A 24,146-nucleotide genomic window follows, 5' to 3' on the forward strand; every position below is an offset into this window, starting at 1 on the left:
GCTGCTCTTTGTTGCTCTTGATTGGCGCGCAGTATGGCAGAGCGCGCCGGGCGGGGGAAGGGTGCGGATCGCCCACTGCGCCCGAACGGGCTTGTCATTGGCGCCATGGTGGCGATTATCCGCAGAACCACAATCAGGGAGGCAGACATGCGCATCGCATTCACCGGCGGCAACGGCAAGGCAGGCAGGCATATCGTTCCGTGGCTTCGCGAGCGGGGACACCGGGTGCTCAACCTCGATCTGAATGCCCCGCAGGAGCCCGACAACCTGTCGGTCGATCTCACCGACAGCGGCCAGGTGTTCAATGCGCTCTCGAGCCTGTCGGGGTTCGACGAGCTTGACCGGCCCGAGGTGCCGAAGTTCGACGCCGTGGTGCATTTCGCCGCGCTGGCGCGCATCCTGATCCAGCCCGACAACGAGACCTTTCGGGTCAACACCCTGTCGACCTACAACATCCTGGAGGCGGCGGTGAAACTGGGCATCCCCAAGGTGATCTTTGCCTCGTCGGAGACCACTTATGGCATCTGTTTCGCCCAGGGCGAGGTAAAGCCCGACTACCTGCCGGTGGACGAGGAGCATCCGGTGGTGCCGCATGACAGCTATGCCATGTCCAAGGTCTGCAACGAGGCTTGCGGGCGGTCGTTTCAGGCCCGGTCCGGGATCGACGTTTATGGCCTGCGGATCAACAACGTGATCGCGCCCGAGGAATACGCCAGCGACTTCCCGGCCTACATGGCAGATCCCTCGCTGCGGCGGCGCAACATATTTGCCTATATCGACGTGCGCGACCTGGGGCAGATGGTCGAGAAATGCCTCGAGACCGACGGGCTGGGTTATGAGGTGTTCAACGTTGCCAACGACGACCTTTCGGTCGGGTTGACGAACGCCGAGGTCCGTTCGCGGTTTTACGACGGTGTGCCGCTGCGCCGCGAGATGGGCGAGGCCGAGACCTTCTACAGCAACCGCAAGGCCAAGGAGATGCTGGGCTTCCAGCCCGCGCATTCCTGGCGCGAGGTGCTCGGATAGGGCTCAGCCGGCCTGGCCGCGCAGCCATTCGGCAAAGCTCGCCTCGTCCAGATGGCCCTGGGCGAGGCGGATGATGCGATCGCCGATGTCCACGGTTTCATGCTCGATCGAAATGTCGTTCAATCGTAGACACACCAGCATTGTCCGATAGGCAGTGCGCTTGTTGCCATCGTTGAAGCAATGGCCGGTGGCAATTGCTTTGGCATAAGCGGCGGCAAGGTCGAAGACATCGCCGATCATCCCATAGATCAGGCGATTGTCGACCCGTCCCAAGGCACCTTCCAGCGATTTGTCCTGAGCGCGTCCGGGCAATTCGCCCGGATTGAGAATTAGATCATGCAGCCTTTCGACTTGCTCGGCGTTGAGCAGAACAAAGGTCATTTGTCCTTCAGATACTCGAGGACCGGCGTCGCCTGTTTGCGGGTATCCTCTACCGCAGCCAGAACCTCATCCATCGAGGCAAACCGCGGTTCGCCGTCGAGCGTGGCCTCTTCCGGCACCAGATAGCCCACGCATTTCGAGTTCTTCATGATCGCCACCGGCTCGCCGCCGGCGCGGTCAAAGACCTTTTGCGGCTCGCGCAGCTCGGTCATGGTGCAGATGTTGCGGGTGTGAAGACGGGTGACCATGGCGGTGTTCCTGATTGGAATGTGTATTTCAATATACACTTTTCCGCACGTTTTGCAAGGCAGGGCAGGGCTCAGGGCCGTACCGTCTCGACCTCGAACTGAAGGAACAAGGGCACTGGCTCCGCTGCCTTCTTCTTGCGCGAGAGCGAGATGGCGGCGCGGGTCGTGTCGCCGAACCCCGCCGTTGCCAAAAGGTCGGCCAGGCCCTGCGGACCGGCCGGCGCGGCGCGGCTGCGTGCCACCGCGTCCTGCGCGAGGAATGACAGATCCTCGACTGCCGATCCCGCGGCCGCCGGCGAAACGACAACGATCACCCGCTCGCGGCCGAAGCTGTCGCCGGTGATCAGGATGTAATCCTCGTCAAGCCTGTCGCCCGGCTGCATCCGGCCATTGTCGATGAAGGTGATGGAATAATCGGAACCGACGTAGAGAATGTTGAAATCCACCGGCGCCTCGGTGGGATTGGCCAGCCTGAGCCCCAGGGTGTCGTCCGGCACCAGCCGCGGCACCGAGGCGCCGGAAAACGCCACGCGCGAGGCCGGCAGCACCTGTTCACGCGCAGCGTCGTAGCGGCCGCGTACCATCTCGGCCTCGACCCGGAGCGCCGAAGCGCCGGCAGTTGCCGCGCCTACCTTCATCAGGTTCAGGGCGCGTGACATCCGGGTCAGGTTTTCCGCCACCATCCGGGCTAGTTGCGTCGCGTCCTTGTCGCCGGTCGTCACCGAGGGCACCTGCGCCAGCTCGTCGATATCGACGATACCGGCCGCCGACATGAACCAGAGCGCATCGGGCCGCGGGCTGTCGGCAAAGACCGCGAGACGCAGATCGGCTTCGGGATCGCCGGCGGGGACAAATCGGATGCGTGGGCCGGTCAGGCCGTCGCGCGCGATCACCCCAAGGGCGGCATCCAGGGCCTCGGCCGGGGCCGTTCCGGGCGCCGGCAGGGCGACGGTCAGCGACAGGTCGAGCGCGGTGCCGATCTTGCGCAGCACCGCGCCGGGGGGCAGCGCATCGAGACTGTAGTCGCCCGTTGCCTGCGCCGAAAAGGTGGTGAGGGCGCTGACGGTGAACCTGGCCAGCGCCGCGTCATCGGCATCGGCGGGCGAGGCCAGCAGCAGCAATTCGCTGCCCAGGTTCAGCCCGTGCAGCTGCCCGGCGTCGATGCGCAGCGCCGTACCCTGCGGCCGCGCCGGCCATTGCAGGATGCGGTCGCCCGTGCCCTGGCCAAAGACCGGCAGATCGAGGTCGCCTTCGAACAGCGGCGTTGATCGCGCCAGGTTGCCGCTGACGTATTTGCGCAGCACCTCCTGCGCCAATTGCCGATAGGTGATGCCGGGGCGCTCGGCCAAAGTCTCGAACAGCGTATAGGTAAAGACGCCCTGGATCCGGCGGTTCGCCTGTCCCTTGGGCATGTTCCTTTCCGGCGTGGTTTCATTGGTCTGGGCCGCGAAAAAGGCCACCAGACGCCCGGTTTCACCATCGTCGCCGACCGCTTCGACCGGCGCATCGGCCGGGCTGCGCGGGTCGGGCAGCGCCCGGCTGCGGCTTGCGGCCTCTGCCATGGCCCCGGCCGGAATGGAGAGCGCATCCGGCGGCAACTGCCGCATCCGCACCTCGCCTGCGCCGGGGGCGGCGCGCGTCGCGGTGCCGGAGTGACAGCTGTCGAAGACAACCCAGACATCGGCGCCGCGCGCGCGGATGGCATCGATCATCTCGCCGATCTCGTCGTCGACCAGCGCGTTCTCGACCTGGCCCACGGTGTCGTTCCAGGGGCCGATGTCCACCGGCAGAAATATCTCGTCGAGCCCGTCCAGCTCGCTTGCCGGATCGGCGGCGGGCGCTTGCGAGCCATGGCCGGAGAAATGCAGGTAGACAAAATCCTCGGGGGCGACCTCTTGGGCCAGCGCGGCGAATTCCGCCCGGATCGCCGCCAGCGTCGGCGCCCTGCCGCCATCTACGCCGTCGGCCAGAACGACGATGTTGTCGGGGGCAAAGGGCAGGACGGGGTTGCTGGCCAGATATCTGGCCACCAGGTCGACATCATTGGCCGGCCCCTTGAGCCAGAAACGCTCATCCAGCGAAGGATAGGTCGAGGCGCCGATCAGCAAGGCACGGGCCTCGCGTGCGAGCAGCGCGCCGGGGGTGAAACCGATGAACAGGGCGAGGGCGGCGGCGACGGGGCGGAGCATGGCGGGCCTCTCAGTTGGTGATCAGGGAATAGCCGGAATTGCCGCGCCCCTTGTTGCGCACGACCACGGTGAACGGCGCGTCCTGCGCCGGGGTCCAGCCGCAATGGGCAATCGCCGAGATGTCCGTATCGGAACAGACCAGCCGCGCCTGGGCGTCATAGACAAAGAGGTTGAGATCGGCCTGCCCGGTGCCTTCGACATAGACATCGGCATATTCGCCGCCGCGATAGGTCATCGGCGGATAGGTGTCGGTGCCGCCATTGCGGATCGCGGTGATCGAATAGAGCTGACCGGTCTTCACCCCGCGCGCGGATTCGGCGCGGATGTCTTCGGCCAGTGTCGTGATGATCGCGTCTTCCGGGGCCATGGCCTCGGCCGTCTCAAGCATCTCCTGCCAGCCCAGCGGTGCCTCGGCCGCGATGTCTTCGGGCTCGGGCATGTCCTTGTCCACCGCCCGCGCGACCTCGGACAGCGCCACGGATTTGCGCAGCCGCGCCGCCGCCAGAACCAGCAGCGGATCGCGCGCCTCGAGACCTGCGAGGTAGAGCTCGGCCGATAGCGCGGCGGTCTGGGCAATGGTGCGGTCGGCCCGCGCGGGGGCTGCGACAAGCGCCAGCGCCAGGGCGGCGGAGGTGAGCAATCGGATCATCTGAAACACTCCCAAAGCAATCACTTTGGCCCGATATTGAGCGGTCGGGGCGGTGTTTCAAAGGATTTGTTGTGGCTTTGGCGCACTTAACGGGGCTTTTCATGTGCGCGATGCGCGGCGGTTGCCTAGCCTTGGCCGGCCACGGGTTTTGCAGGAGACCGTGATGCAGCCCCGCGCCGTCATCCGGCGGATGTGCTTGACCCTGCGACAAATACCCTTTGATCTGGAGGCAGTGATGTCCGTAGAGGAGATGACCTTGGAAGCGGCCGACCCCGCGAAATCTGCGCCCTTGCGCCGTATTCTGATCGTCGAAGACGATGCCGCCGCCGCCCGCGCGCTGTCAGAGGCGGTCCGCGATCTCGGCTGTGCGCCGGTGGTGATGCGCAGCTTTGACGACGGGGTCACGGCCGCCGGTCTGGCCGATTTCGCGGTGGTGGTCTTCGACCGGATGCTGCCCGGCGGCGACGGTGTCGATGCCATCGCCAAGATCAGGGCGGGCGGTTCCACGGCGCTGATACTCGTGGTCTCGGCGCTGGGCCGCGCCGCCAACAAGATCGAGGGGCTGGAAAAAGGCGCCGACGATTACCTCGCCAAGCCTTTCGACCCCGAAGAGCTGCGCGCAAGGCTCAGGGCATTGTTGAGACGGCAGGAGATGACGGTGCTCGACAACGACCTGATCGCCTTTGGCGCCCTGGAGATCCGGATGAAGGCGCGCACCGTGCACGTAAAGACCGAGCATGTGCCGGTCAGCCCCAAAGAGTTCGAGCTGATCACCTATTTCGCCCGCAATGCCGGGCAGGTCGTGACGCGGATGCAATTGCTGGAACATGTCTGGAAGCTGCATTTCGATCCGCAGACCAATGTGGTCGATGTCCATGTCGGCCGGCTGCGCCGCAAGCTCGAGGCGGCGGCGGGGCGGCCGGTGATCCACACGGCGCGCGGCGAAGGTTATATCTTCGATCCCGGCCGGGGCGTTTCATGAGGCGGGTGCCGCTGGCGCGCTCGGCCAGCCTGCGCCTGACACTGGCGATCGCCGGGCTGATCCTGTTCATGGCGGTGATGGCGATGGCGGTGCAATACCGCACCGCCGCCCAGGCGCTGGAGCGGCAGCAGGCCGATCTGCTGCAATCCGACATCGACAGTTTCGCCGAACTCTACGACCAGCGTCGCATCCCGGCGCTGCGGCAGGCGATCGCCGAGCGCGCCGCGCAGACGCCGCAGGGCCGCGCGCTCTATCTCTTGCAGGACCGCAACGGGCGGACGCTGGCGGGTAATCTGCCGGATTGGCCCGAAGACCTGCCGGCGATGGCCGGCGGCGTCACCGAGGCCGCGCCGCGGGTGTTTTCCCTGCCGCCGGGGCGGGCGGAATACACCGGCATCGCCCGCGTCCTGCCCGGCGGCTTTCCTCTGCTGGTGGCCCGCGCCACAACTGTCACCACCGACACCCTGGCCGAGATGCGTGGCACCATCCTGTGGATGGCGCTGGCGCTTCTGGGCATGGCGGCGCTGACCGGCGGGTTCGTCAGCCGGCTGGTGCTGCGCCGCATCGACCGGGTGAACGCGCTGGCCGACCGGGTGGCGGCGGGCGATCTGGCGGCGCGGCTGCCGGGCGCGCGCAGCGCGGATGAATTCGGCGCGCTCGAGGATCACGTGCATGCCATGCTCGACCGCATCCAGAACCTCAACGCCGCCACCAACCGGCTGTCGGATGCCATCGCGCATGAGCTGCGCACGCCGCTCAACCGCATTCAGCAGAAACTCGACCAGCTTGAAGGCCAGCCAGAGCTGGTGGGCGAGATCCGTGCCGAGCTGCGCGGCACGATCCGCATCTTTGACGCCCTGCTCGACATTTCGGGCGCGCTGGCCGAGCAGGGGCAGCGCCCGGGTCTCGCGCCGCTCGACCTGAGCCGGACCGCGCGTGAGGTCTTTGACCTCTACGAACCGGTCGCCGAGGACCGTGGCCTGTCCTGTCGCATCGAGGCGCCGCCGGGCCTGCACATCCTTGGCGACCGCTCGCTGCTGGCGCAGCTGATGTCCAACCTGCTCGACAATGCGATCAAGTTCTGCGCCCCCGGCGATACCGTCACCCTGCGTCTGACGCCGCAGGGGGCGCGCCATGTGCTCGAGGTGGCCGACACCGGCCCCGGCGTGCCCGAGGAGCTGCGCGCCGATCTTTTCGAGCGGTTCACCCGCGCCGCACGCGACCGCGACAAGGCCGGCCATGGGCTCGGCCTCGCGCTGGTACAGGCGATTGCGGCGCGCCATGGCGCCAAGCTCGACCTGCCGCCGCGGCCGAAAGGTTTTGCGATTGCCATCGCCTTCCATAAGCTTGACGCAGACTTAATCGATTCGTGAGCACAATTCATGCACCTGGGGAGGGTGGCGGCGCTCGCGCTGGCTATTATGCTTTCCGGCTGCGCCGCTTTGAACAAACCGTTGAACCTTGCGCTGAGCGAGGGGCGCAATACGCCGTTTCCTGCCAATCATGCGGCTGACGCCGGCGAGCTGTATGTCGGCCTCGCCTTTTCTGGCGGTGGCATGCGGGCTTCGGCCTTTGCCCACGGCGTCCTGGAGGAGTTGCGCGCCCTGTCGCGTTCCGAGGCGGCGCCTTTCGGCATGTTGTCCGAGGTGCGGCTGGTCACAGGGGTGTCGGGCGGATCGGTCACCGCGGCGCATTTCGGCCTTTACGGGCCCGGCGCGGTCGAAGGCTACCGCGAGACCTATCTGATCACCGATGCCGAACGCTATATGGCCAATTCGCCGGTCAACCCGCTGGCCATCGCGCGCGGGATCTCCGGCGGCGCCAACGGGCGTGAGACCTTTGGCCGCTATCTCGACGAGGCGCTGTTTCACGGCGCGACCTTCGGCGATCTGGCGCGGCGCTCGAAGATCACCACCTGGATCAACGCCACCGACATCGCCAACAAGGTGACCTTCCTCTTCAGCCCCGAGACCTTCGACGCGCTCTGCTCCGATCTCGACAGCTTTCCGATTTCCGATGCGGTGGCCGCCTCGGCGGCCTTTCCGCTGGTGTTCTCGCCGATCGTGCTCGAGGCGCATGCCGGCAAATGCGGTTATACCGAGCCCGGCTGGCTCACCGCCGCGCGCCACAACCCGGAGGCGACAGCGGCGATGATCGCCCATGCCGAGGCGCTGGAAAGCTATGCCGGCGGCGCGGTGAAATTCCTCAAGCTGCTCGATGGCGGCATCACCGACAATTTCGGCACCACCGGCCTGGCCGTGGCCCGCGCCCGGGCCGAGACGCCTTATGCGCCGCTGACGCCGGCGCAGGCGGTGACGCTGAAACGCGCGCTGCTGTTGGTGGCCGATGCCGGGGTCCGCCGCGATCTGGCCTGGACACAGCGGCTGCGGGGCCCCGGCGGGGTGCAACTGGCGACCTCGATCGCCAATGCCTCGATGGGCGCGGCCTCTCGGACCGGCTATGATGCGATGCGGTTGCAGGTGGCGAACTGGGAACGCGACCTGGTGGACTATCGCTGTGGTCTCGGGCGGGCCGAGGTGCGCCGTCTGCGCGGCTCGCTCGCGGGCTGGGATTGCCGCGACATCAAGTTCTTTGTCGGCCAGGTCGCGTTCCGCGGCCTGCCGGACGCGATGCGTGAGACGCTCGACGCCATTCCCACGCGGCTGCGGCTGGCGACCGAAGAGGTCGATCTTGCCATTGCCGCCGGCCGGCTCTCGACCCGGCAGAATGCCCAGGTGCAGGGATTTCTGCGCGCCGCAGGGTACGTCGAGACCGCCCCGCTGCTGGCGCAGCGCGGCAGTGGCACGTCGCCGCGCCGTATCAGCCCGATCCGGAGAGAATGACAAATGCAGTCAGCCAGAGGCGCAAAAGTTGAAGCCGGGGGGTGGAGCGGCAAGATCAGGGCCATGACACGCGCCATTGCCGCCCTCTCGTTGTTGATCTTCGCCAGCGCCGCCGCCCCGGCAAGCGCCGAGATCCGCGCGCTTCTGGTCGGGGTTTCCGAGTATCGGTACCTCGATGCCGATCTGCGCGGCCCGGCCAATGATGTCGGCCTGATGGCCCGGGCACTGATGGCACGGGGAGCCAAGGCCTCCGGGATCACGGTACTGGCCGCGCCCTCGGCCCGGCTTCCCGAGGGGGTGACCAACGCCGGCGAACCGACCCGGGCGGCGATCCTGGGCGGATTGGCAGAGCTGGCGGCACGATCCGACGGCGAAACCCAGGCGGTGTTCTATTTCTCCGGCCACGGCACCCAGATGCCGGACCTGAACGGCGATGAGCAGGGCGGATTTGACGAGATCTTCCTGCCGGCTGACGCCAAGGGCTGGAACGGCGCCATCGGCACGGTCGAGAATGCGATCGTCGACGACGAGATGACCGCGCCGCTGCAAGCGATCCTCGATACCGGCGCATCCGTGGTCGCCATGCTCGATGCCTGCTACTCCGAGACCGGCTTTCGCGCCTTGCCCGACAGCGCCGCCGCGCCGGTGGCGCGCTATATCGCGCCATCGCTGCTGGCCATGCCGTCCGACCTGTCCGAGGGTGAAACCGCGGCACCGGCCGCTCCGCCGCTCGTCGGCGATTTCGTCTTTCTCTATGCCGCGCAGCAGAACCAGCGGGCGTTCGAATATCCGCTGGGCGATCCCGCGGATCCGGCCAATTGGTACGGCGATTTCACCCGCGCGGTGGCCATGGCGCTGGAAAGCGGCGCGGCGCTGACCTGGGCCGATCTCCTGCAACAGGCGATGGCCGAGATGAACGCCAATGCCCCGGCCACCCAGACGCCCGACGCCGAGGGCCCGCTGCTCGAGCGGGCGGTGCTGGGCCAGACAGAGCCGCGGGCGCCGGTGATCCGCACCGCGGGCGACAGGTTGCAGGCCGGTGCCTTGCAGGGCGTGCGGCAAGGCGCGATTTACGAAATTTTTGCCTCTTCCGACGGGCCGGCCTTGGCCGAGGCGCGCGTGACCGCGCTCGAAGCCACCAGCGCCAGGATGCAGGCCACCGGGGCGCTGCCGCCCCGGGGATTCGCCCGGCTCAAATCGCCGGGCCAGCCGCAGCCGGTGCGGCTGGCCGGGCCGATCGTCGCCGATGGCGCGGACTATGGCCCGCTGCAACAAGAGATCGCGCGCCTTCGGGCAGCACGGGCTCCCGATGGCGTGGTTTGGACCGAGGGGCCGGCCGATTACACCCTTGTTCTGACCGATGGGGCGCTGGCGCTGGCCGGGCGCGACGGCATCGTCGATGGCGCCGGCCCCGGAAGCGCGCCCCGGGCGATGGCACCGGACGGGCTGCTTGATCTGCTGGAGCGGGCGGTGCGGGTGTTTCAGGTGCGCTCTGCCACGCAGCAGGTGTCCGCCGGGCGTACCGGGCTGACGCTGAGCGGTTTCGGCCCGACATATGGCCTGACCCATGTGCCGGTGACCGGCGGCGGGGCGGGCTGTGACAGCGGCACGGTGCAAGCCGAACAGCCGGTCAGCAAGATGGTGACCGTCCGCCATTGCGATCAGCTCTGGCTGGAGATCAAGAACCCTTCTCGCACGGCACGCGATGTGACCGTGCTGTATATCGACGCCGACAACCGCATTTCGGCGATCTGGCCCGAGGCCGGCCTGTCGAACCGGGTGGGCTTTGACGAAACCGTCGAGGCCGGGCTGCTGATCCAGAACCCGGCGCCACAGCGCCACGGGCTGGAAGAGATCATCGTGCTGACCGTGCCGGCAAGGGACAACGCGCCGCGCACCGTGCTGACCGCGCTGGCCGATCCGGCGCCGACCCGGGCCATTCCCGAAGATACCCCCGGCGCGGCGGCCTGGCTGTTGCAGGCGACCCTGCCGGATGCGGCGACCCGCAATCTTTCGCTTCCCGGTGCTTTGACGCCGCTCGAGGTGACCCGCTTTTCCATCAGGCTGGTGCCGGATTGACCGGCCGAGCCGCCCCTTTCACCCCGCACATTAGCGTCAAAAAAGGATAGAAACCCATGACGGACAAAAAGACCTTCCTCTCCGCCGCACTGGCCGGGCTCATTGCCTGTACCGGCCCGGCCTTTGCCCAGGGCATGCCCGACGGGGCGCAGAGCGATCCCAACACTGTCAATCCCTTTGCCTTTGCCAAATCCGACGCCAAGGAAGCCATGCTCGAAGCGCAGAAGGCCGAGGCCGCGGCGGCGGGCGACCGGGTGATCGGCGGCGAAGTGGCGGCCGATGGCGCCTGGCCCTGGCAGGTGGCACTGATGGTGGCCGGCCAGCCCTCGACCCCCGACGCACAGTTCTGCGGCGGCTCCCTGGTGCTTGACACCTGGGTGCTGACGGCGGCGCATTGCATCTACATGGCCGACGGCAATGGCGGCAATTTTCAGCTCGAGCCGGGACAGTTCGACATTCTCGTCGGCACCAACACCATTGCCGACGGGCAGGGCGATCGGGTGCCGGTGGCCGGGGTCTACCGCCACCCCGAGTATGACGACCGCCTGTTCGACAATGACATCGCCCTGATCAAGCTCGCCCGTGCGCCAAGCGCGGCCTATCAGACGATCAACGTACCCGACACTGAATTCGGCGAACAGCTGGATCAGCAGGGCGTGCCGACGATCGTCACCGGCTGGGGGCTGGTGAACGGTGCCCAGCGGACCGAGGCGATGATGCAGGCCGAGATTCAGATCATCAGCCGTGACGCCTGCAACAATGCGATGATGGAGGCCCGTGCCGGCTTTGCCGCGCCCCGGGTGATGGAGGCGGCGGGCGCCTTCCAGCTCGACCAGCGGCAGACCGAGGAGGTCTGGTCCGAGATGCTGGCGCGGGCGCCGCTGCCGCTTTCGCCCAACATGATCTGCTCGGGCACCTTCGAGGGCGGCAAGACTTCGTGCCAGGGTGACAGTGGCGGGCCGCTGGTGGTGCCGCTGACCGACGGCAGCTACATCCAAGCGGGTGTGGTGAGCTGGGGGCTTGTCGGCAACGGCTCGACCACCTGTGCCGAGGATGCGATGTTCTCGGTCTATACCAAGGCGTCGAAATTCGTGCCCTGGCTGAACCAGACCGTCAGCAGCAACTGAGGCGGATGGCGCGGCGGCCGCAGACATTCCACCGGGCCGGCCCGTGGCTGGCCCGGCTGCTCTGCGCCGCCTGCCTCGTCCTGCCGGGCCTGGTCGCCCGGGCGGCGGGCGACCTCGCGCCGACGCCCGGCCTGCCGACCGCCGAAGAGATCATTGCCGAGGTCGACGCGGGGCTGAAGCTCCTTCGCGCCGGGGAGCATGAGGCCGCGTTGCAGCGGCTCGAGGCGGTGAACGAGATCACCTATGAAGAGGATTACCCCTCGGTCGCCGATCATTATCCCAATCTCGGGCTGGCCCATTATTATTATGACACCGGCGACTGGCGGGAAGTCTTGCGGTTTTCCGCCTCGGTCGCCACCGGGCTGACGGCCGACGGCTTTCCCGACCATCCCAACCGCGTGGCCGCCAGCGTTCTTCAGGGGGCGGCGCTGATCAATCTGTCGCGCGAAGCCGAAGGCGAGGTGCTGTTGCGCAATGGTGTTGCGGCGGCGCGGGGGCGGCCCGACCTGGCCGAGACCTATGGCATCGCGTTGTACAACCTCGCGCTTGTGGTCACCGATCTGTTTCGCGAGGACGCGGGCGAGATCACCGATGAATTCCTCGACAACTGGAGCAGCGACTGGCCGATTCCGCTGGAGCTGTCTCTGATCATCAACTACCGCGACATCGATCAGGATCATACCAGAGACGATGACCTTGGCCGGGCCATCCGCCGGGCCCGCAACCTGGTGGCCGCCGCTGAAGCCGCCGAAGACATGCCGCTCCGTCGAATTGCCGGATTTCGCGGCTATCTTGGGGCGCTTCTGGCGCAGAACGGCGATTTCGACACCGCGCTCGAGCTGCTGCAAAAGGAATACGACTATTACCGCGAGGCGCAGATCACCGGGGCCGATCTGACCAATTGCATCATCTATCTCGGGCTGGTCATCCGGTATGGCCAGACAAGCGCCAAGGCCTATCGGTTCTTTGCCGATGAGGTGCAGATCGCGCGCCAGACCGGCACGCCGCCACATGCCATTGCGCGCATTCTTCTGGAACAGGCCTCGGCCGCAGCGGCCATCGGCAAAGATGACGAGAGCCAGAGGCTCTACCGCGAGGCCTATGCCGAAGTGCGCGCGGTCGACCGCGCCAATCACTGGATCGCCCAGAGCGCGCGGGAAAAGATCGACATCCTGCATCCCGGCATGGCCGATTTCGCCTTCGCGTCAGAGCTTGGCGCGGTGGATGCGGTGCGCTTCGATCTGGCGCCGGACGGCCGCGACGTGCTGCGGCTGTTCTTCGAGGGCAACTACCTGCTGCTCGATCCGGTGCTGGCGCGCCATGCCGGGGCCGCGGGCCGCGGGGCCACGTTCTATCGCCTCAATCGCGCGCTGTCCCTGGCGCTGAAGGGGCATCACGATGCCAGCGTCGCCGCGCTTGCCGAGGCCCGCGAAAGCGCCCTGGCCAGCGGCGCCCTGCCGCCCGGCGCGCCGATCTTCGACCTGATCGATGCGGTTGCACGGGTCTGGGGCACCGGGCACGACCCCGATGCGGCGCAGGACGCCTTTGCCCGGCTTGGCGCGCGGCTGCCGGCGATGAGCGCCGAGCAGCGCAGCATCTACCGCGCGCTCTTGGCCTTCTACCACTTCCGCCGCGATGACAGCGCGGCCATGCGCGCCGTGCTGGCCGATTGGTTCGCGGCGCATGATCCGGCACGTCGCAAGACCCAATGGGACATTTTTGCCGCCACCGTCGTGATGGAGATGGCCTTTGGCCAGATGGACCCCGAATTGAACCGGACGCTGATGGACGAGACCCTTGCGGCGCTTGCCGATTTTCCGACCCTCACCCTGTCGCGCGATTACCTGCGGCTGGTGAAGGTGATGAATTCGCGCACCGGCGTGTTCAGCGACGAGGCCCTGGTCGAACTGGGCACCATCGTCAGCAGCATCGGCGCCATGGTGCCGGAGGGCCATTCGCTGCATTACGCAACACAATTCGCGCTGTCCAATGCCCATGGCTGGCGCGGCAACACGGAGGATGCGCTCTACTGGATGCGGCAGGCGGTCGAGACGATGCGGGCCTCGCGGTATCACCGGGTTGACGAGGTGGCGTATCTGCTGTCGCGCCAATCGGGTCTCTTGCTGGGGCTCGACCGGGTGAACGAGGCGCATTCGCTGTCGCAGGAGGCCCTGCGGCTGATCGATCCGCTGACCGCGCGACCCAACCTGATCGGCGAGATCTATCAGAGCACCGCAACGGCGTTGTGGTGGCGCACGGACAGCCCGGAAAAGGCGGCCGAGTTCATTGACGGCGTGCTGGGCGACCCGGCGATCCTGGCGCGGCTGGAGCCGCTCGACCGGGTGATCCTGCTGCGCATCAAGGCCGACGCACAGGCCAATTACGCCGATCTGCCCGACGTGCTGGCCACGCTCGACCGGGCCGAGGCGGAGATCGACGACGACCCGGCAATCGACTGGCGGCGGGAACAATCCTTTACCCGCCAGTCGCGGGCAATCGCCAACTATTGGAATGGCGCGCTGGCACCGGGATTTGCCGCCATCGTCGAGAGCAACGACATCTATACCGACTGGCTCCTGTCGATCCGTCTGGCCGAAGGCGCGCAGGATGTCGATCCGGGGGGCTACCGCGACCGGGCGATCTGGGAGGCGATGATCGGCTGGGATTATGCCCAGACCCTGCCGGACGAACCCTGAGCCCTAACGATCGCGCCCGCCTTCGCCCACCACCACGAACGGCGCCCAGATGCGCGGATGGGCGAACCGGTCTTCGCGGGTGTCGGCGAGGATTTCGAGGGCCGAAAGTTGCAGCGCCTCGGCCCGGCTGCGGGCATCGCTGCCATACATCCGTTCGAGCATGCCGGTGGTCAGCACCGAGGCGGCGTAATCGTCGACCGGCCAATGCGACACCAGAATGGCCCGCGCACCGGCATAGATGAAGGCGCGGGCGAGACCCGAGAGACCTTCGGCCCCGGGGCTGCCGTCCGGCCCGGCGGTGTCGCAGGCAGAGAGGATCACCAGATCGGCCGAGAGTTTGAGCTGCGCCGCCTCGGAGGCGGTCAGCAGCGCATCGTCCAGCGCGGTGGGCGTCTCGGGCGGGGTAAAGACCAGCGCGGGCTCGGCCAGCCCCGGCAGCCCGTCGGCCAGAAGCCCGTGGGTGGCAAAGGCCACCACGTCGGCGCGGCTGAGATCATGCGACTTGACGGCGGTTTCGGTGGCGGCGCGGGCGAGGAACACGCTGTCCTCGGGGGCGCCCATAGTGGCGGCGAGCCGGCGCAGCTCGCGCGCGGTATTGGGCAGCGGGGCGAGATCGGCGACCCGGCGCACATCCTCATAGACGCCCCGGGTGACGACCTGTGCCGCCTCGGGCGCCGGCGCACCGTCTTCGGCCGCCAGCCGGTAGCCCAGCAGGGGATCGCCGAAGCCGAGGAAACTGGGCGCTTTCGCGGCGCGCCGGGGCAGGGCCACCTGCCGCAATGCCCGCAGCGCCGAGACATTGGGCAGGCTGGTGAGCGCGTGCCGTTTGAGCAGCCAGTCGGTCTCGCGCAGGGCCTGCGGCGCGGTGTCCGCGCCCTCGGGCGGGCGGGCGACCAGCACGGCGGGCGGCAGCGACGTGAGCGGCCCGTCGAACACCACCATCAGATGGCGCGCGCCGCCGATCACCGGTTCGAGCGGCGCCAGACTGTGCTGATAGATCCGGTGGGCGGCGGCGCGGTCGAAGCCGGGCAGTCTCGGCGCACGGGCCGCCTTGTTGAGCGAGACGCCGGCCCGGTTGTCCTGGGCCACACGCAACTGGGCGCGCAGGCCCTGGACCAGCGCGCGCAAATCCGCCCGCGCCAGTTCGGCCCGGGTCCAGGCGCTGGCGGTGGGCGAGACCGCCCAGGTGTAAAGGTAGCTGTCGACCGTCATCGTCATCACCAGCGCCTCGTCCGCGCGCAGAAGCGCCTGCACCTCGGCGATGGACAGCGGGGCAGGGTTGGTCAGCTCGCGAAATTCGGGGAAATCGGCCATCAGCTCGACATCGAGTGCCGCCAGCTTGTCGCGGCCCCGGGCAATCTGGGATTGCAGCCGGCTGACCGAAAGCTCGGCCTCGGCGCCGGGCTGGGCGGCCAGCTTGGCCAGGGCCGTGCGCTGGTCCGAGATCGCCTTGGAGATGTCCTGCTGTTCGCGCAGGAGCGCCTCGAGCCCGGCGGTGCCGGCGGCAATCCGGCCAGCGGCCTGGGCCAGGGCCTGTCCGGCAGCCGAGGCCTGGGCGCGCTGGGCGGTGACAAAGACCCGGTCGCGAATCTCGGCCCGCGTTTGGGCCGAAAGCGGCGGGGTCAACACCGACCAGAGGACAATTGCCAGGAAAATGTCACGGATCATGCCGAACCTCCGCGATGGGGCGCAAAACCACTCGGAGCCGCAGTTTCTCACGAAATCCGGCGATTTCAAACCTTGGGAATGGTGACAAAATCAGTGCGATAATCCGGTAAATGCCGACAATCTCAAAACATTCGCAATTCTAAGTGAGCATGTTACGCTGATCTCAGCGAGAGGGAGGAGACGGCGCGAGTCGCGGATTGTTTAGCTTTAAACTATCCGCCATGCGCTGCATGCATGAAGGTTATGCGCCCAGGTCACTACGGGGCGCCGCTCTCTTGTGTTATTGCCTCCCCAGTTGCGAGTGCGCCTGTCCGCAGGCCGTCAGCATCCTGAGCCGCTCCGGGCGGCACTTGGCTGGCGAGATGTAGTTTAGTGCTAAACAATAGCGCGAGGGCTCGCGCGAAAAGGGAAGAGGATATATGACAGACCAGACCTCCGACATCGATCCGATTGAATCCCAGGAATGGCAGGATGCCGTCCAGGACGTGATCGAACGCGACGGTGCCAATCGGGCGCATTTCCTGCTCGACAAGGCAGTGCAACAGGCCCGCGCGGCCGGGGCCACGCTGCCGTTTAGCGCCACGACGCCTTACCAGAACACGATCCCCGTGGACGATCAGTACGAGTTTCCCGGCGATCTGGAAATGGAATGGCGCATCCGCACCATCAACCGCTGGAACGCCATGGCCACGGTTGTCCGCCGCAACAAGGTGTCGAGTGAATATGGCGGCCACATCGCCTCTTTCGCCTCTTCCGCCGCGATGTACGATATCGGTCTCAACCACTTCTGGCGCTCGAAATCCGCGATCCACGGCGGCGACCTGGTGTTCTTTCAGGGCCACGTGATCCCCGGCATCTATGCCCGCTCCTTCATGGAAGGCCGGATCAGCGAAGAACAGTTGGAAAACTTCCGCTCCGAGGTGAACGGCAACGGCCTGTCGTCTTATCCGCACCCCTGGCTGATGCCGGATTACTGGCAGTTCCCGACAGTCAGCATGGGCCTCGGCCCGCTGATGGCGATCTATCAGGCGCGGTTCATGAAATACATGCACAACCGCGGCCACATCGACATGGCCGACCGCAAGGTCTGGTGCTTCCTCGGCGATGGCGAGATGGACGAGCCGGAATCGATTGGCGCGATCCACCTGGCGGCGCGTGAAAAGCTCGACAACCTGATCTTCGTGGTCAACTGCAACCTCCAGCGGCTCGACGGGCCGGTGCGCGGCAACGGCAAGATCGTGCAGGAGCTCGAAGGCAACTTCCGCGGTTCGGGATGGAACGTCATCAAGCTGCTCTGGGGCAAGGGCTGGGACGACCTGCTGGAGCGCGACACGACCGGCAAGCTGCGCCAGTTGATGGACGAAACCGTCGATGGCGACTACCAGACCTTCAAGTCGAAGGACGGCGCCTACATCCGCAAGCATTTCTTCGGCAAATACCCCGAGACGGCGGCGCTGGTCGAGGATTGGACCGACGATCAGATCTGGGCGCTGCGCCGCGGCGGGCACGATCCGCAGAAGGTCTACACCGCCTTCAAGAAGGCGACCGAGACCAAGGATCAGCCGGTCTGCCTGCTGGTCAAGACGGTCAAGGGCCACGGCATGGGCTCGGCCGGCGAAGGCCAGAACACCACCCACCAGCAGAAGAAGCTGAACGAGGACCAGTTGCGCGCCTTCCGCGACCGCTTCAAGATCCCGGTCAGCGACGAAGACGTTGCCAAGGCGCCCTTCGTGGCGTTGAACAACGCGCAAAAGGCCTATCTGGCCGACCGCCGCAAGGCGCTGGGCGGTGAGTTCCCGAAACGGACCTCGGATGCGCCCAAGCTGGAAATCCCCGGGATCGAGAAATTCAAGGGCCAGCTCGAAGGCACCGGCGAGCGCGAAATCTCGACCACCATGGCCTTTGTGCGGATCCTGACGACCCTGCTTCGGGACAAGCAGATCGGCAAGCATGTGGTGCCGATCGTGCCCGACGAAAGCCGGACCTTCGGCATGGAGGGCCTGTTCCGCTCGGTGGGGATCTACAACCCGCTGGGGCAGAAATACACGCCGCAGGACGCCGACCAGATGTCCTATTACAAGGAATCGGAAAGCGGCCAGGTGCTTCAGGAAGGCATCAACGAGGCCGGCGCCATGGCCGACTGGATCGCGGCGGCGACGTCCTATTCCAACCACGGCGTGCCGATGATCCCGTTCTACATCTACTACTCGATGTTCGGCTTCCAGCGGATCGGCGATCTGGCTTGGGCGGCGGGCGACAGCCGCGCGCGCGGCTTCATGCTGGGCGGTACTGCCGGGCGCACCACGCTGAACGGCGAGGGGCTCCAGCACGAGGACGGTCACAGCCACATCCTGGCCTCGACCATTCCGAACTGCATCACCTATGACCCGACCTTCCAGTTCGAGGTTGCGGTGATCGTGCATCACGGGCTCAAGCGGATGTATCAGGATCAGGAAGACGTGTTCTTCTATCTGACCCTGATGAACGAGAACTACAGCCACCCCGACATGCCGATGGGCGTCGAGGAGGACATCATCAAGGGCCTCTACCGCTTCTCGAAGGTCGAGAAACCGGGCAAGAAGCACGTCAACCTGATGGGCTCCGGCACGATCCTCGTGCAGGTGATGAAGGCGGCGGAAATGCTGAAGGAAGATTTCGGCGTGACCTCCGACATCTGGTCGGCCCCGAGCTTCAACGAGCTGGCCCGCGACATGCAGGATTGCATGCGTCACAACCGGCTGAACCCGCTGGCTGACGAGAAAGAGCCCTTTGTGACCAAACAGCTGTCACAGGCCAAAGGCCCGATCGTCGTCGCCACCGACTACATGAAGAACTTTGCCGAGCAGATCCGGGCGGCGGTGCCGAACCGCTATACCGTTCTGGGCACGGACGGCTTTGGCCGCTCCGACAGCCGGGTCAATCTGCGGCGCTTCTTCGAGGTGGACGCCAATCACATCGCCGCCGCGGCCATGGTCGATCTGCACCGCGAAGGCGCGGTCAGCAAGGCCGACGTGGAGAAGGCGCTCAAGAAATACGAAATTGACGGCGACAAGCCGAACCCGCGTCTGGTGTAAGCGGGAAGGAGGAACAGTAATATGGCAATTGAAGTAAACGTCCCCGACATCGGCGATTTCACCGATGTCCCCGTCCTTACCGTGCTGGTCTCCGTCGGTGACACGGTGTCCGAAGAAGACCCGCTAATCGAGCTGGAAAGCGACAAGGCGACGATGGAAGTGCCGTCGCCCGCCGCCGGCAAGGTCAAGGAGATCAAGATCTCCGAGGGCGACACCGTCTCCGAAGGCACGCTGATCATGGTGCTGGAAGGCGAAGACGCAAGTTCGGCCGAGGCCGCGCCCAAGGAAGAGGCCAAGCCGGCCGAAGAGGCGCCGAATGCCGCCGCACCCGCCGCCGGTGCCACGCCGGCACAATCCACCGCCCCGGCGCCGGTCACCGATGCGGGCTTTGGCAAGGCGCATGCCTCGCCATCGGTGCGCGCCTTTGCCCGCCAGCTCGAGATCGATCTGGCCAAGGTCAACGGCTCGGGCCGCAAGGGCCGTATCCTGCGCGAGGATGTGACCAACTATCTCAAATCCACCACCGCGGCTGCTCCGGCAGGGGCGAGCGGTGGCGCGCAGGGCGGCATGGGCATCCCGCCGATCCCGGCGGTCGACTTCTCGAAGTTCGGCCCGGTGGAAGAGGTGGAGATGAGCCGGATCAAGAAGATCTCGGGCCCCGCGCTGCACCGCTCCTGGCTCAACATCCCGCATGTCACCCACAACGACGAAGCGGACATCACCGAGCTGGACAAGTACCGCAAGGAGATGGACACCCAGGCCAAGGAAGAGGGCTATCGCGTCACGCTGCTCAGCTTCGTGATCAAGGCGTCCGTGTCGGCGTTGAAACAGCACTGGGAGTTCAACTCGTCGATCCATCCCGATGGCGACAAGCTGATCAAGAAGGATTTCTACAACATCGGCTTTGCGGCCGACACGCCCAACGGGCTGATGGTGCCGGTGATCAAGGACGCCGATCGCAAGGGGCTGGTGGAGATCTCGAAAGAGCTGATGTCGCTGTCCAAGGCCGCACGCGAAGGCGAGTTGAAGTCCAAGGACATGCAGGGCGCGACCTTCACCATCTCGTCGCTGGGCGGCATCGGCGGCACCTCCTTCACCCCGATCGTCAACGCGCCCGAAGTGGCCATTCTCGGCCTTACCCGGTCCAAGATGGCGCCGGTCTGGAACGGCGAGGAGTTCAAGCCGCGCCTGATGCAGCCTCTGTCGCTGTCGTACGACCACCGTGCCGTCGATGGCGCGCTTGCCGCACGCTTCTGCGTGACGCTCAAGACGCTGCTTGGCGATATGCGCAAGTTGATGTGGTAAGGAGATAATCAGATGGAAGTCAAAGTACCCGATATCGGTGATTTCTCCGACGTCCCCGTTCTCACCGTTCTGGTCTCTGTCGGCGACACGGTCGCCGCAGAGGACCCGCTGATCGAGCTGGAAAGCGACAAGGCGACGATGGAAGTGCCGTCGCCCGCCGCCGGCAAGGTCACGGAAATCAAGGTCGCCGAGGGTGACAAGGTCTCCGAAGGGTCGGTCATCATGGTGCTGGAAAGCGCCGATGGCGAGGAGGACAAGCCCGCCCCGGCCTCCGAGCCGGGGCCGCGCACCGCCGAAGACAGCGCCCCCAAGGCCGTCGAAGCCACCGGCAGCGCCTCTGGCAAGGGCGACATTCACGCCGAGGTGGTCGTTCTGGGTTCCGGCCCCGGCGGCTACACGGCGGCCTTCCGCGCCGCCGACCTGGGCAAGAAGGTGGTGATGATCGAGAAATATCCCTCGCTCGGCGGGGTCTGCCTGAACGTCGGCTGTATCCCGTCGAAGGCGCTCTTGCACGTTGCCAAGGTGATCACCGAGGCCGAGGAGATGGGTGCGCATGGCGTGTCCTTCTCCAAGCCCGAGGTCGATCTCGACGAGTTGCGCGCCTTCAAGGACAAGGTGGTCGGCCAGCTCACCGGCGGGCTGAAAGGCCTCTCCAAGGGCCGCAAGGTCGAGGTGGTGCAGGGCTATGGCAAGTTCACCGGCCCCAACATGATCGCCGTCGAAGGCGACGATGGCACCAAGACGGTGTCGTTCGATCAATGCATCATCGCCGCCGGCTCGGAACCGGTGAACTTGCCGTTCATTCCGCATGACGACGAGCGGGTGATCGACTCGACCGGCGCGCTCGAGCTGAAGGACATCCCGAAACGGATGCTGGTTCTGGGCGGCGGCATCATCGGTCTGGAGATGGCCTGTGTCTACGATGCGCTGGGCTCCAAAATCACGGTCGTCGAGCTGATGGACCAGATCATCCCTGGCGCCGACAAGGACATCGTCAAACCGCTGCACAAGCGGATCGAGGGCCGCTACGAAAACATCATGCTCAAGACCAAGGTGACGGATGTGAAGGCCCAGAAGAACGGGCTGAAGGTCACCTTCGAGAACGAGAAGGGCGAAGAGAGCGCCGGTATTTTCGACAAGGTGCTTGTCGCCGTGGGGCGCAAGCCCAATGGCAAGCTGATCGACGCCGAGAAGGCCGGTGTCGCGGTCGATGATCGCGGCTTCATCGCGGTCGATGCCCAGCAGCGCACCGGTGTGAACCACATCTTTGCCATCGGCGATGTGGTGGGCCAGCCGATGCTGGCGCACAAGGCGGTGCATGAAGGCAAGGTCGCGGCCGAGGTCTGTGCCGGCCAGAACCGGCATTTCGACGCCCGGCTCATTCCTTCGGTGGCCTATACCGACCCGGAAGTGGCTTGGGCCGGCATGACCGAGACCGAGGCCAAGGCGCGCGGCGTGAAATACGAAAAGGGCGTCTTCCCCTGGGCGGCCTCGGGCAAGGCGCTGTCGAACGGGCGCTCCGAGGGTATGACCAAGCTGCTGTTTGATCCCGAGGACGACCGGATCATCGGCGGGCTGATCGTCGGCACCAATGCCGGCGACCTGATCTCCGAGGTGGCGCTGGCGATCGAGATGGGGGCGGATGCGGTCGACCTCGGCCACACCATCCACCCGCACCCGACGCTCAGCGAGACGGTGAACTTTGCCGCCGAGATGTTCGAAGGCACGATCACCGACCTGATGCCGCCGAAGAAGAAAAAGAAGCACTGAACGTGCCTCTGTAGGAAAGCGAAAGGACCGGGCAGCGCGCCCGGTCCTTTTTTGTCGCCACGCGGCTCTGGAAACAAAAGCGCCCCGGACATGATCCGGGGCCTCGTGAGTGCGATGCGCAGGGGCAGGAGATGTCCCGGGGCAGGCCCGGGACGGGCAGGGGATCAGGCGACGTTTTCGAGCTTGGTTTTCGGCGTCACACCCAGGGCGAAACAGACATCGCGGGTCAGTTCCGGCCGGTTCAGCGTGTAGAAATGCAGCGCATCGACGCCTTCGCTCACCAGCGTGTCGCACATTTCGGTGCAAAGCGCGGTGGCCAGAAGATCTTGACGATCATCCCGCAGGGCTTTGTCAAAGGCATCCTCGAGCCAGGCCGGCACCGGCGTGCCGCAGCCCTTGGCGAATTTGCGCACGCCTTTCCAGTTCTCGATCGGCAGGATCCCCGGCACGACCGGCGCGGTGATGCCGGCGGCCGCACAGCGGTCGCGGAAGCGCAGGAAGGTTTCGGCCTCGAAGAAGAACTGCGTCAGCGCCTCGTCTGCACCGGCGTCAAGCTTGCGCTTGAGCCAGTCGATGTCCGCCTGATCGTCGGCCGCCTCGGGGTGCTTGTCGGGATAGGCGCCGACGCGGATGGTGAAATCGCCGCTGTCCTTGAGCGCCGCAATCAGCTCGCAGCTGTCGGCAAAGCCCTCCGCATGGGGCACGAACCGGTCGACGCCTTTCGGCGGATCGCCCCGCAGCGCGACAATGTCATTCACCCCGGCCTTGGCGAATTCGCCGGCAATGCCAAGGGTTTCCTCGCGGCTGGCATCGACGCACGTGAGATGCGCCGCAACCTTGAGGCCGGAGGATTTGTGCAGCGTCGACACCGCATCGCGGGTCAGTTCGCGGGTGGTGCCACCGGCACCATAGGTGACCGAGACAAAGCGCGGTTCCAGCGGGGCCAGCACCTGAACCGTGTCCCAGAGCCGGAAGGAGGCTTCGAGATCACGCGGCGGGAAGAATTCGAATGATACGGCGGGAGCACTCATGGGTTACGATTCCTGTCAAAGTTTCCTCCTTGTCGCAAATGCGCGCATGTGAGACAAACTCATAAATCTCATCACCATTATGAGCTGGACCATAGGATGCACATCGAGTTTCGCCATCTGCGCACCATCAAGGCCATTCACGAGGCCGGCGGGCTGGCACGCGCGGCCGATCAGCTCAACATCACGCAATCGGCGCTGAGCCATCAGATCAAGGGGCTCGAGGATCAGGCCGGGGTCGAGCTCTTCGTGCGGCGCTCGAAGCCGATGAAGCTTTCGGCGGCGGGGCTGCGGCTGTTGCGTGCGGCCGAGCGTATCCTGCCGGAAATCGAGAAGTTGCAGGACGAGTTTTCGGGGCTGCGCGATGGCAAATCCGGGCGGCTGCACATCGCCATCGAATGCCACGCCTGCTTCGAATGGCTGTTTCCGGTGCTCGAGGCCTTTCGCAAATCCTGGCCCGATGTCGATGTCGATATCCGCCCGGGCCTGGCTTTCGATGCGCTGCCGGCCTTGCAGAAGGAAGAGGTCGATCTGGTGGTCTCCTCCGATCCAGAGAGCCTGCCGCATGTGGAGTTTTCCGAGCTTTTCGACTATGCGCCGGTCTTCGTCGCCTCCAAGGATCACCCGCTGGCGGCGAAATCTTATGTCGACGCCGAGGATTTTCGCGGGCAGACCCTGATCACCTATCCGGTCGAACGCACCCGTCTCGACGTTTTCAGCCAGCTGCTGATCCCCGCGCGGGTCGAGCCGGCGGCAGTGCGCCAGGCCGAGCTGACGGCGGTGATCCTGCTGCTGGTGGCGTCAAATCGCGGCATTTCGGTGCTGCCCGATTGGGTGGTGCGCGAGGTGAAATACAATTCCGATTACGTCACCCGGCCGCTGACGAAAAACGGACTGACCCGCACGCTTTATGCCGCCACGCGCTCCGAGGACGTGGACAAGCCCTACATGCAGGAACTGATTGCGCTCGCCCGGTCCGAGGCGGCGCGGCTCCAGGCGGCCTGAGAAAACAGGGCCTTGGGCAAGGAGGCCCGGCAAAAGGCCGAGGAGAGACCCCTCAAGCCCGGCCGGGCTTTCCTTG

At 65.9% G+C, this 24,146-nt stretch carries 17 protein-coding genes; 11 read left to right on the forward strand and 6 right to left on the reverse strand.

What is annotated here, in order from left to right; genetic code table 11:
- The first annotated feature begins 147 nt into the window (after nt 1-147).
- A complete protein-coding gene (locus tag PVW49_RS19130; RefSeq protein WP_048530514.1) occupies nt 148-1,026 on the forward strand; it encodes an NAD-dependent epimerase/dehydratase family protein in 879 nt (292 codons plus the stop codon).
- Between the two features lie 3 nt (nt 1,027-1,029).
- Here the strand turns inward: PVW49_RS19130 and PVW49_RS19135 are convergent, their stop codons facing one another.
- The 4 genes from PVW49_RS19135 to PVW49_RS19150 all read right to left on the reverse strand — a co-directional run bounded on the left by PVW49_RS19135 (nt 1,030) and on the right by PVW49_RS19150 (nt 4,493).
- Nucleotides 1,030-1,407, reverse strand: coding sequence for a type II toxin-antitoxin system death-on-curing family toxin (locus PVW49_RS19135; protein WP_274591303.1), 378 nt, complete (start codon nt 1,405-1,407; stop codon nt 1,030-1,032).
- Nucleotides 1,404-1,655, reverse strand: a complete 252-nt coding sequence (locus tag PVW49_RS19140) for a hypothetical protein (protein ID WP_274591304.1) — start codon at nt 1,653-1,655, stop codon at nt 1,404-1,406. Before PVW49_RS19140 ends, PVW49_RS19135 begins: the two co-directional genes overlap by 4 nt.
- Nucleotides 1,656-1,726: 71 nt before the next feature.
- Entirely contained in the window at nt 1,727-3,844 is a 2,118-nt protein-coding gene (locus PVW49_RS19145) for a caspase family protein (RefSeq protein ID WP_274591305.1), read from the reverse strand.
- 10 nt (nt 3,845-3,854) lie between these two features.
- Nucleotides 3,855-4,493, reverse strand: coding sequence for a hypothetical protein (locus tag PVW49_RS19150; RefSeq protein ID WP_274564481.1), 639 nt, complete (start codon nt 4,491-4,493; stop codon nt 3,855-3,857).
- A gap of 235 nt (nt 4,494-4,728) precedes the next feature.
- Here PVW49_RS19150 and PVW49_RS19155 point away from each other — a divergent pair, with 235 nt between their 5' ends.
- From PVW49_RS19155 to PVW49_RS19180, 6 genes are all read left to right on the forward strand, one after another.
- Nucleotides 4,729-5,475 carry a response regulator transcription factor gene (locus PVW49_RS19155; protein WP_244526431.1) on the forward strand — a complete coding sequence of 249 codons (747 nt, stop codon included), beginning with the start codon at nt 4,729-4,731 and terminating at the stop codon, nt 5,473-5,475.
- The gene (locus tag PVW49_RS19160; RefSeq protein WP_274591306.1) at nt 5,472-6,848 is read left to right on the forward strand and encodes a sensor histidine kinase; all 1,377 of its coding nucleotides are present in this window, start codon (nt 5,472-5,474) and stop codon (nt 6,846-6,848) included. The genes PVW49_RS19155 and PVW49_RS19160 overlap by 4 nt, the downstream gene beginning before the upstream one ends.
- A 69-nt stretch (nt 6,849-6,917) precedes the next feature.
- Entirely contained in the window at nt 6,918-8,318 is a 1,401-nt protein-coding gene (locus tag PVW49_RS19165) for a patatin-like phospholipase family protein (RefSeq protein ID WP_274591307.1), read from the forward strand.
- A gap of 63 nt (nt 8,319-8,381) precedes the next feature.
- Nucleotides 8,382-10,397, forward strand: a complete 2,016-nt coding sequence (locus PVW49_RS19170; protein ID WP_074835387.1) for a caspase family protein — start codon at nt 8,382-8,384, stop codon at nt 10,395-10,397.
- Between the two features lie 56 nt (nt 10,398-10,453).
- The gene (locus tag PVW49_RS19175) at nt 10,454-11,524 is read left to right on the forward strand and encodes a serine protease (protein ID WP_048530528.1); all 1,071 of its coding nucleotides are present in this window, start codon (nt 10,454-10,456) and stop codon (nt 11,522-11,524) included.
- A 5-nt stretch (nt 11,525-11,529) separates the two neighbouring features.
- Nucleotides 11,530-14,220: a hypothetical protein gene (locus tag PVW49_RS19180; RefSeq protein ID WP_274591308.1), complete on the forward strand. Its 2,691-nt coding sequence runs from the start codon at nt 11,530-11,532 to the stop codon at nt 14,218-14,220.
- 3 nt (nt 14,221-14,223) lie between these two features.
- On the opposite strand, the gene PVW49_RS19185 is transcribed toward PVW49_RS19180, so the two are convergent.
- Nucleotides 14,224-15,888: a CHAT domain-containing protein gene (locus PVW49_RS19185; RefSeq protein WP_274591309.1), complete on the reverse strand. Its 1,665-nt coding sequence runs from the start codon at nt 15,886-15,888 to the stop codon at nt 14,224-14,226.
- 419 nt (nt 15,889-16,307) lie between these two features.
- On the opposite strand from PVW49_RS19185, the gene aceE reads away from it, so the two are divergent.
- The 3 genes from aceE to lpdA are packed head-to-tail and all read left to right on the forward strand — an operon-like array spanning nt 16,308 to nt 22,037.
- A complete protein-coding gene (gene aceE / locus PVW49_RS19190) occupies nt 16,308-18,962 on the forward strand; it encodes a pyruvate dehydrogenase (acetyl-transferring), homodimeric type (RefSeq protein WP_048530536.1) in 2,655 nt (884 codons plus the stop codon).
- Nucleotides 18,963-18,983: 21 nt separating this feature from the next.
- The gene (aceF, locus tag PVW49_RS19195; RefSeq protein WP_274591310.1) at nt 18,984-20,267 is read left to right on the forward strand and encodes a dihydrolipoyllysine-residue acetyltransferase; all 1,284 of its coding nucleotides are present in this window, start codon (nt 18,984-18,986) and stop codon (nt 20,265-20,267) included.
- 12 nt (nt 20,268-20,279) lie between these two features.
- The gene (gene lpdA, locus PVW49_RS19200; protein ID WP_274591311.1) at nt 20,280-22,037 is read left to right on the forward strand and encodes a dihydrolipoyl dehydrogenase; all 1,758 of its coding nucleotides are present in this window, start codon (nt 20,280-20,282) and stop codon (nt 22,035-22,037) included.
- Nucleotides 22,038-22,201: 164 nt separating this feature from the next.
- Here the strand turns inward: lpdA and metF are convergent, their stop codons facing one another.
- On the reverse strand, nt 22,202-23,068 hold the full coding sequence (metF, locus tag PVW49_RS19205; RefSeq protein WP_048530541.1) for a methylenetetrahydrofolate reductase [NAD(P)H]: 867 nt from the start codon (nt 23,066-23,068) through the stop codon (nt 22,202-22,204).
- 96 nt (nt 23,069-23,164) lie between these two features.
- On the opposite strand from metF, the gene PVW49_RS19210 reads away from it, so the two are divergent.
- Nucleotides 23,165-24,070: a LysR family transcriptional regulator gene (locus tag PVW49_RS19210; RefSeq protein WP_048530543.1), complete on the forward strand. Its 906-nt coding sequence runs from the start codon at nt 23,165-23,167 to the stop codon at nt 24,068-24,070.
- The last annotated feature ends 76 nt before the right edge of the window (nt 24,071-24,146 follow it).

The organism is Marinovum sp. PR37 (assembly GCF_028807375.1).
Classification (GTDB): Bacteria; Pseudomonadota; Alphaproteobacteria; order Rhodobacterales; family Rhodobacteraceae; genus Marinovum; species Marinovum algicola.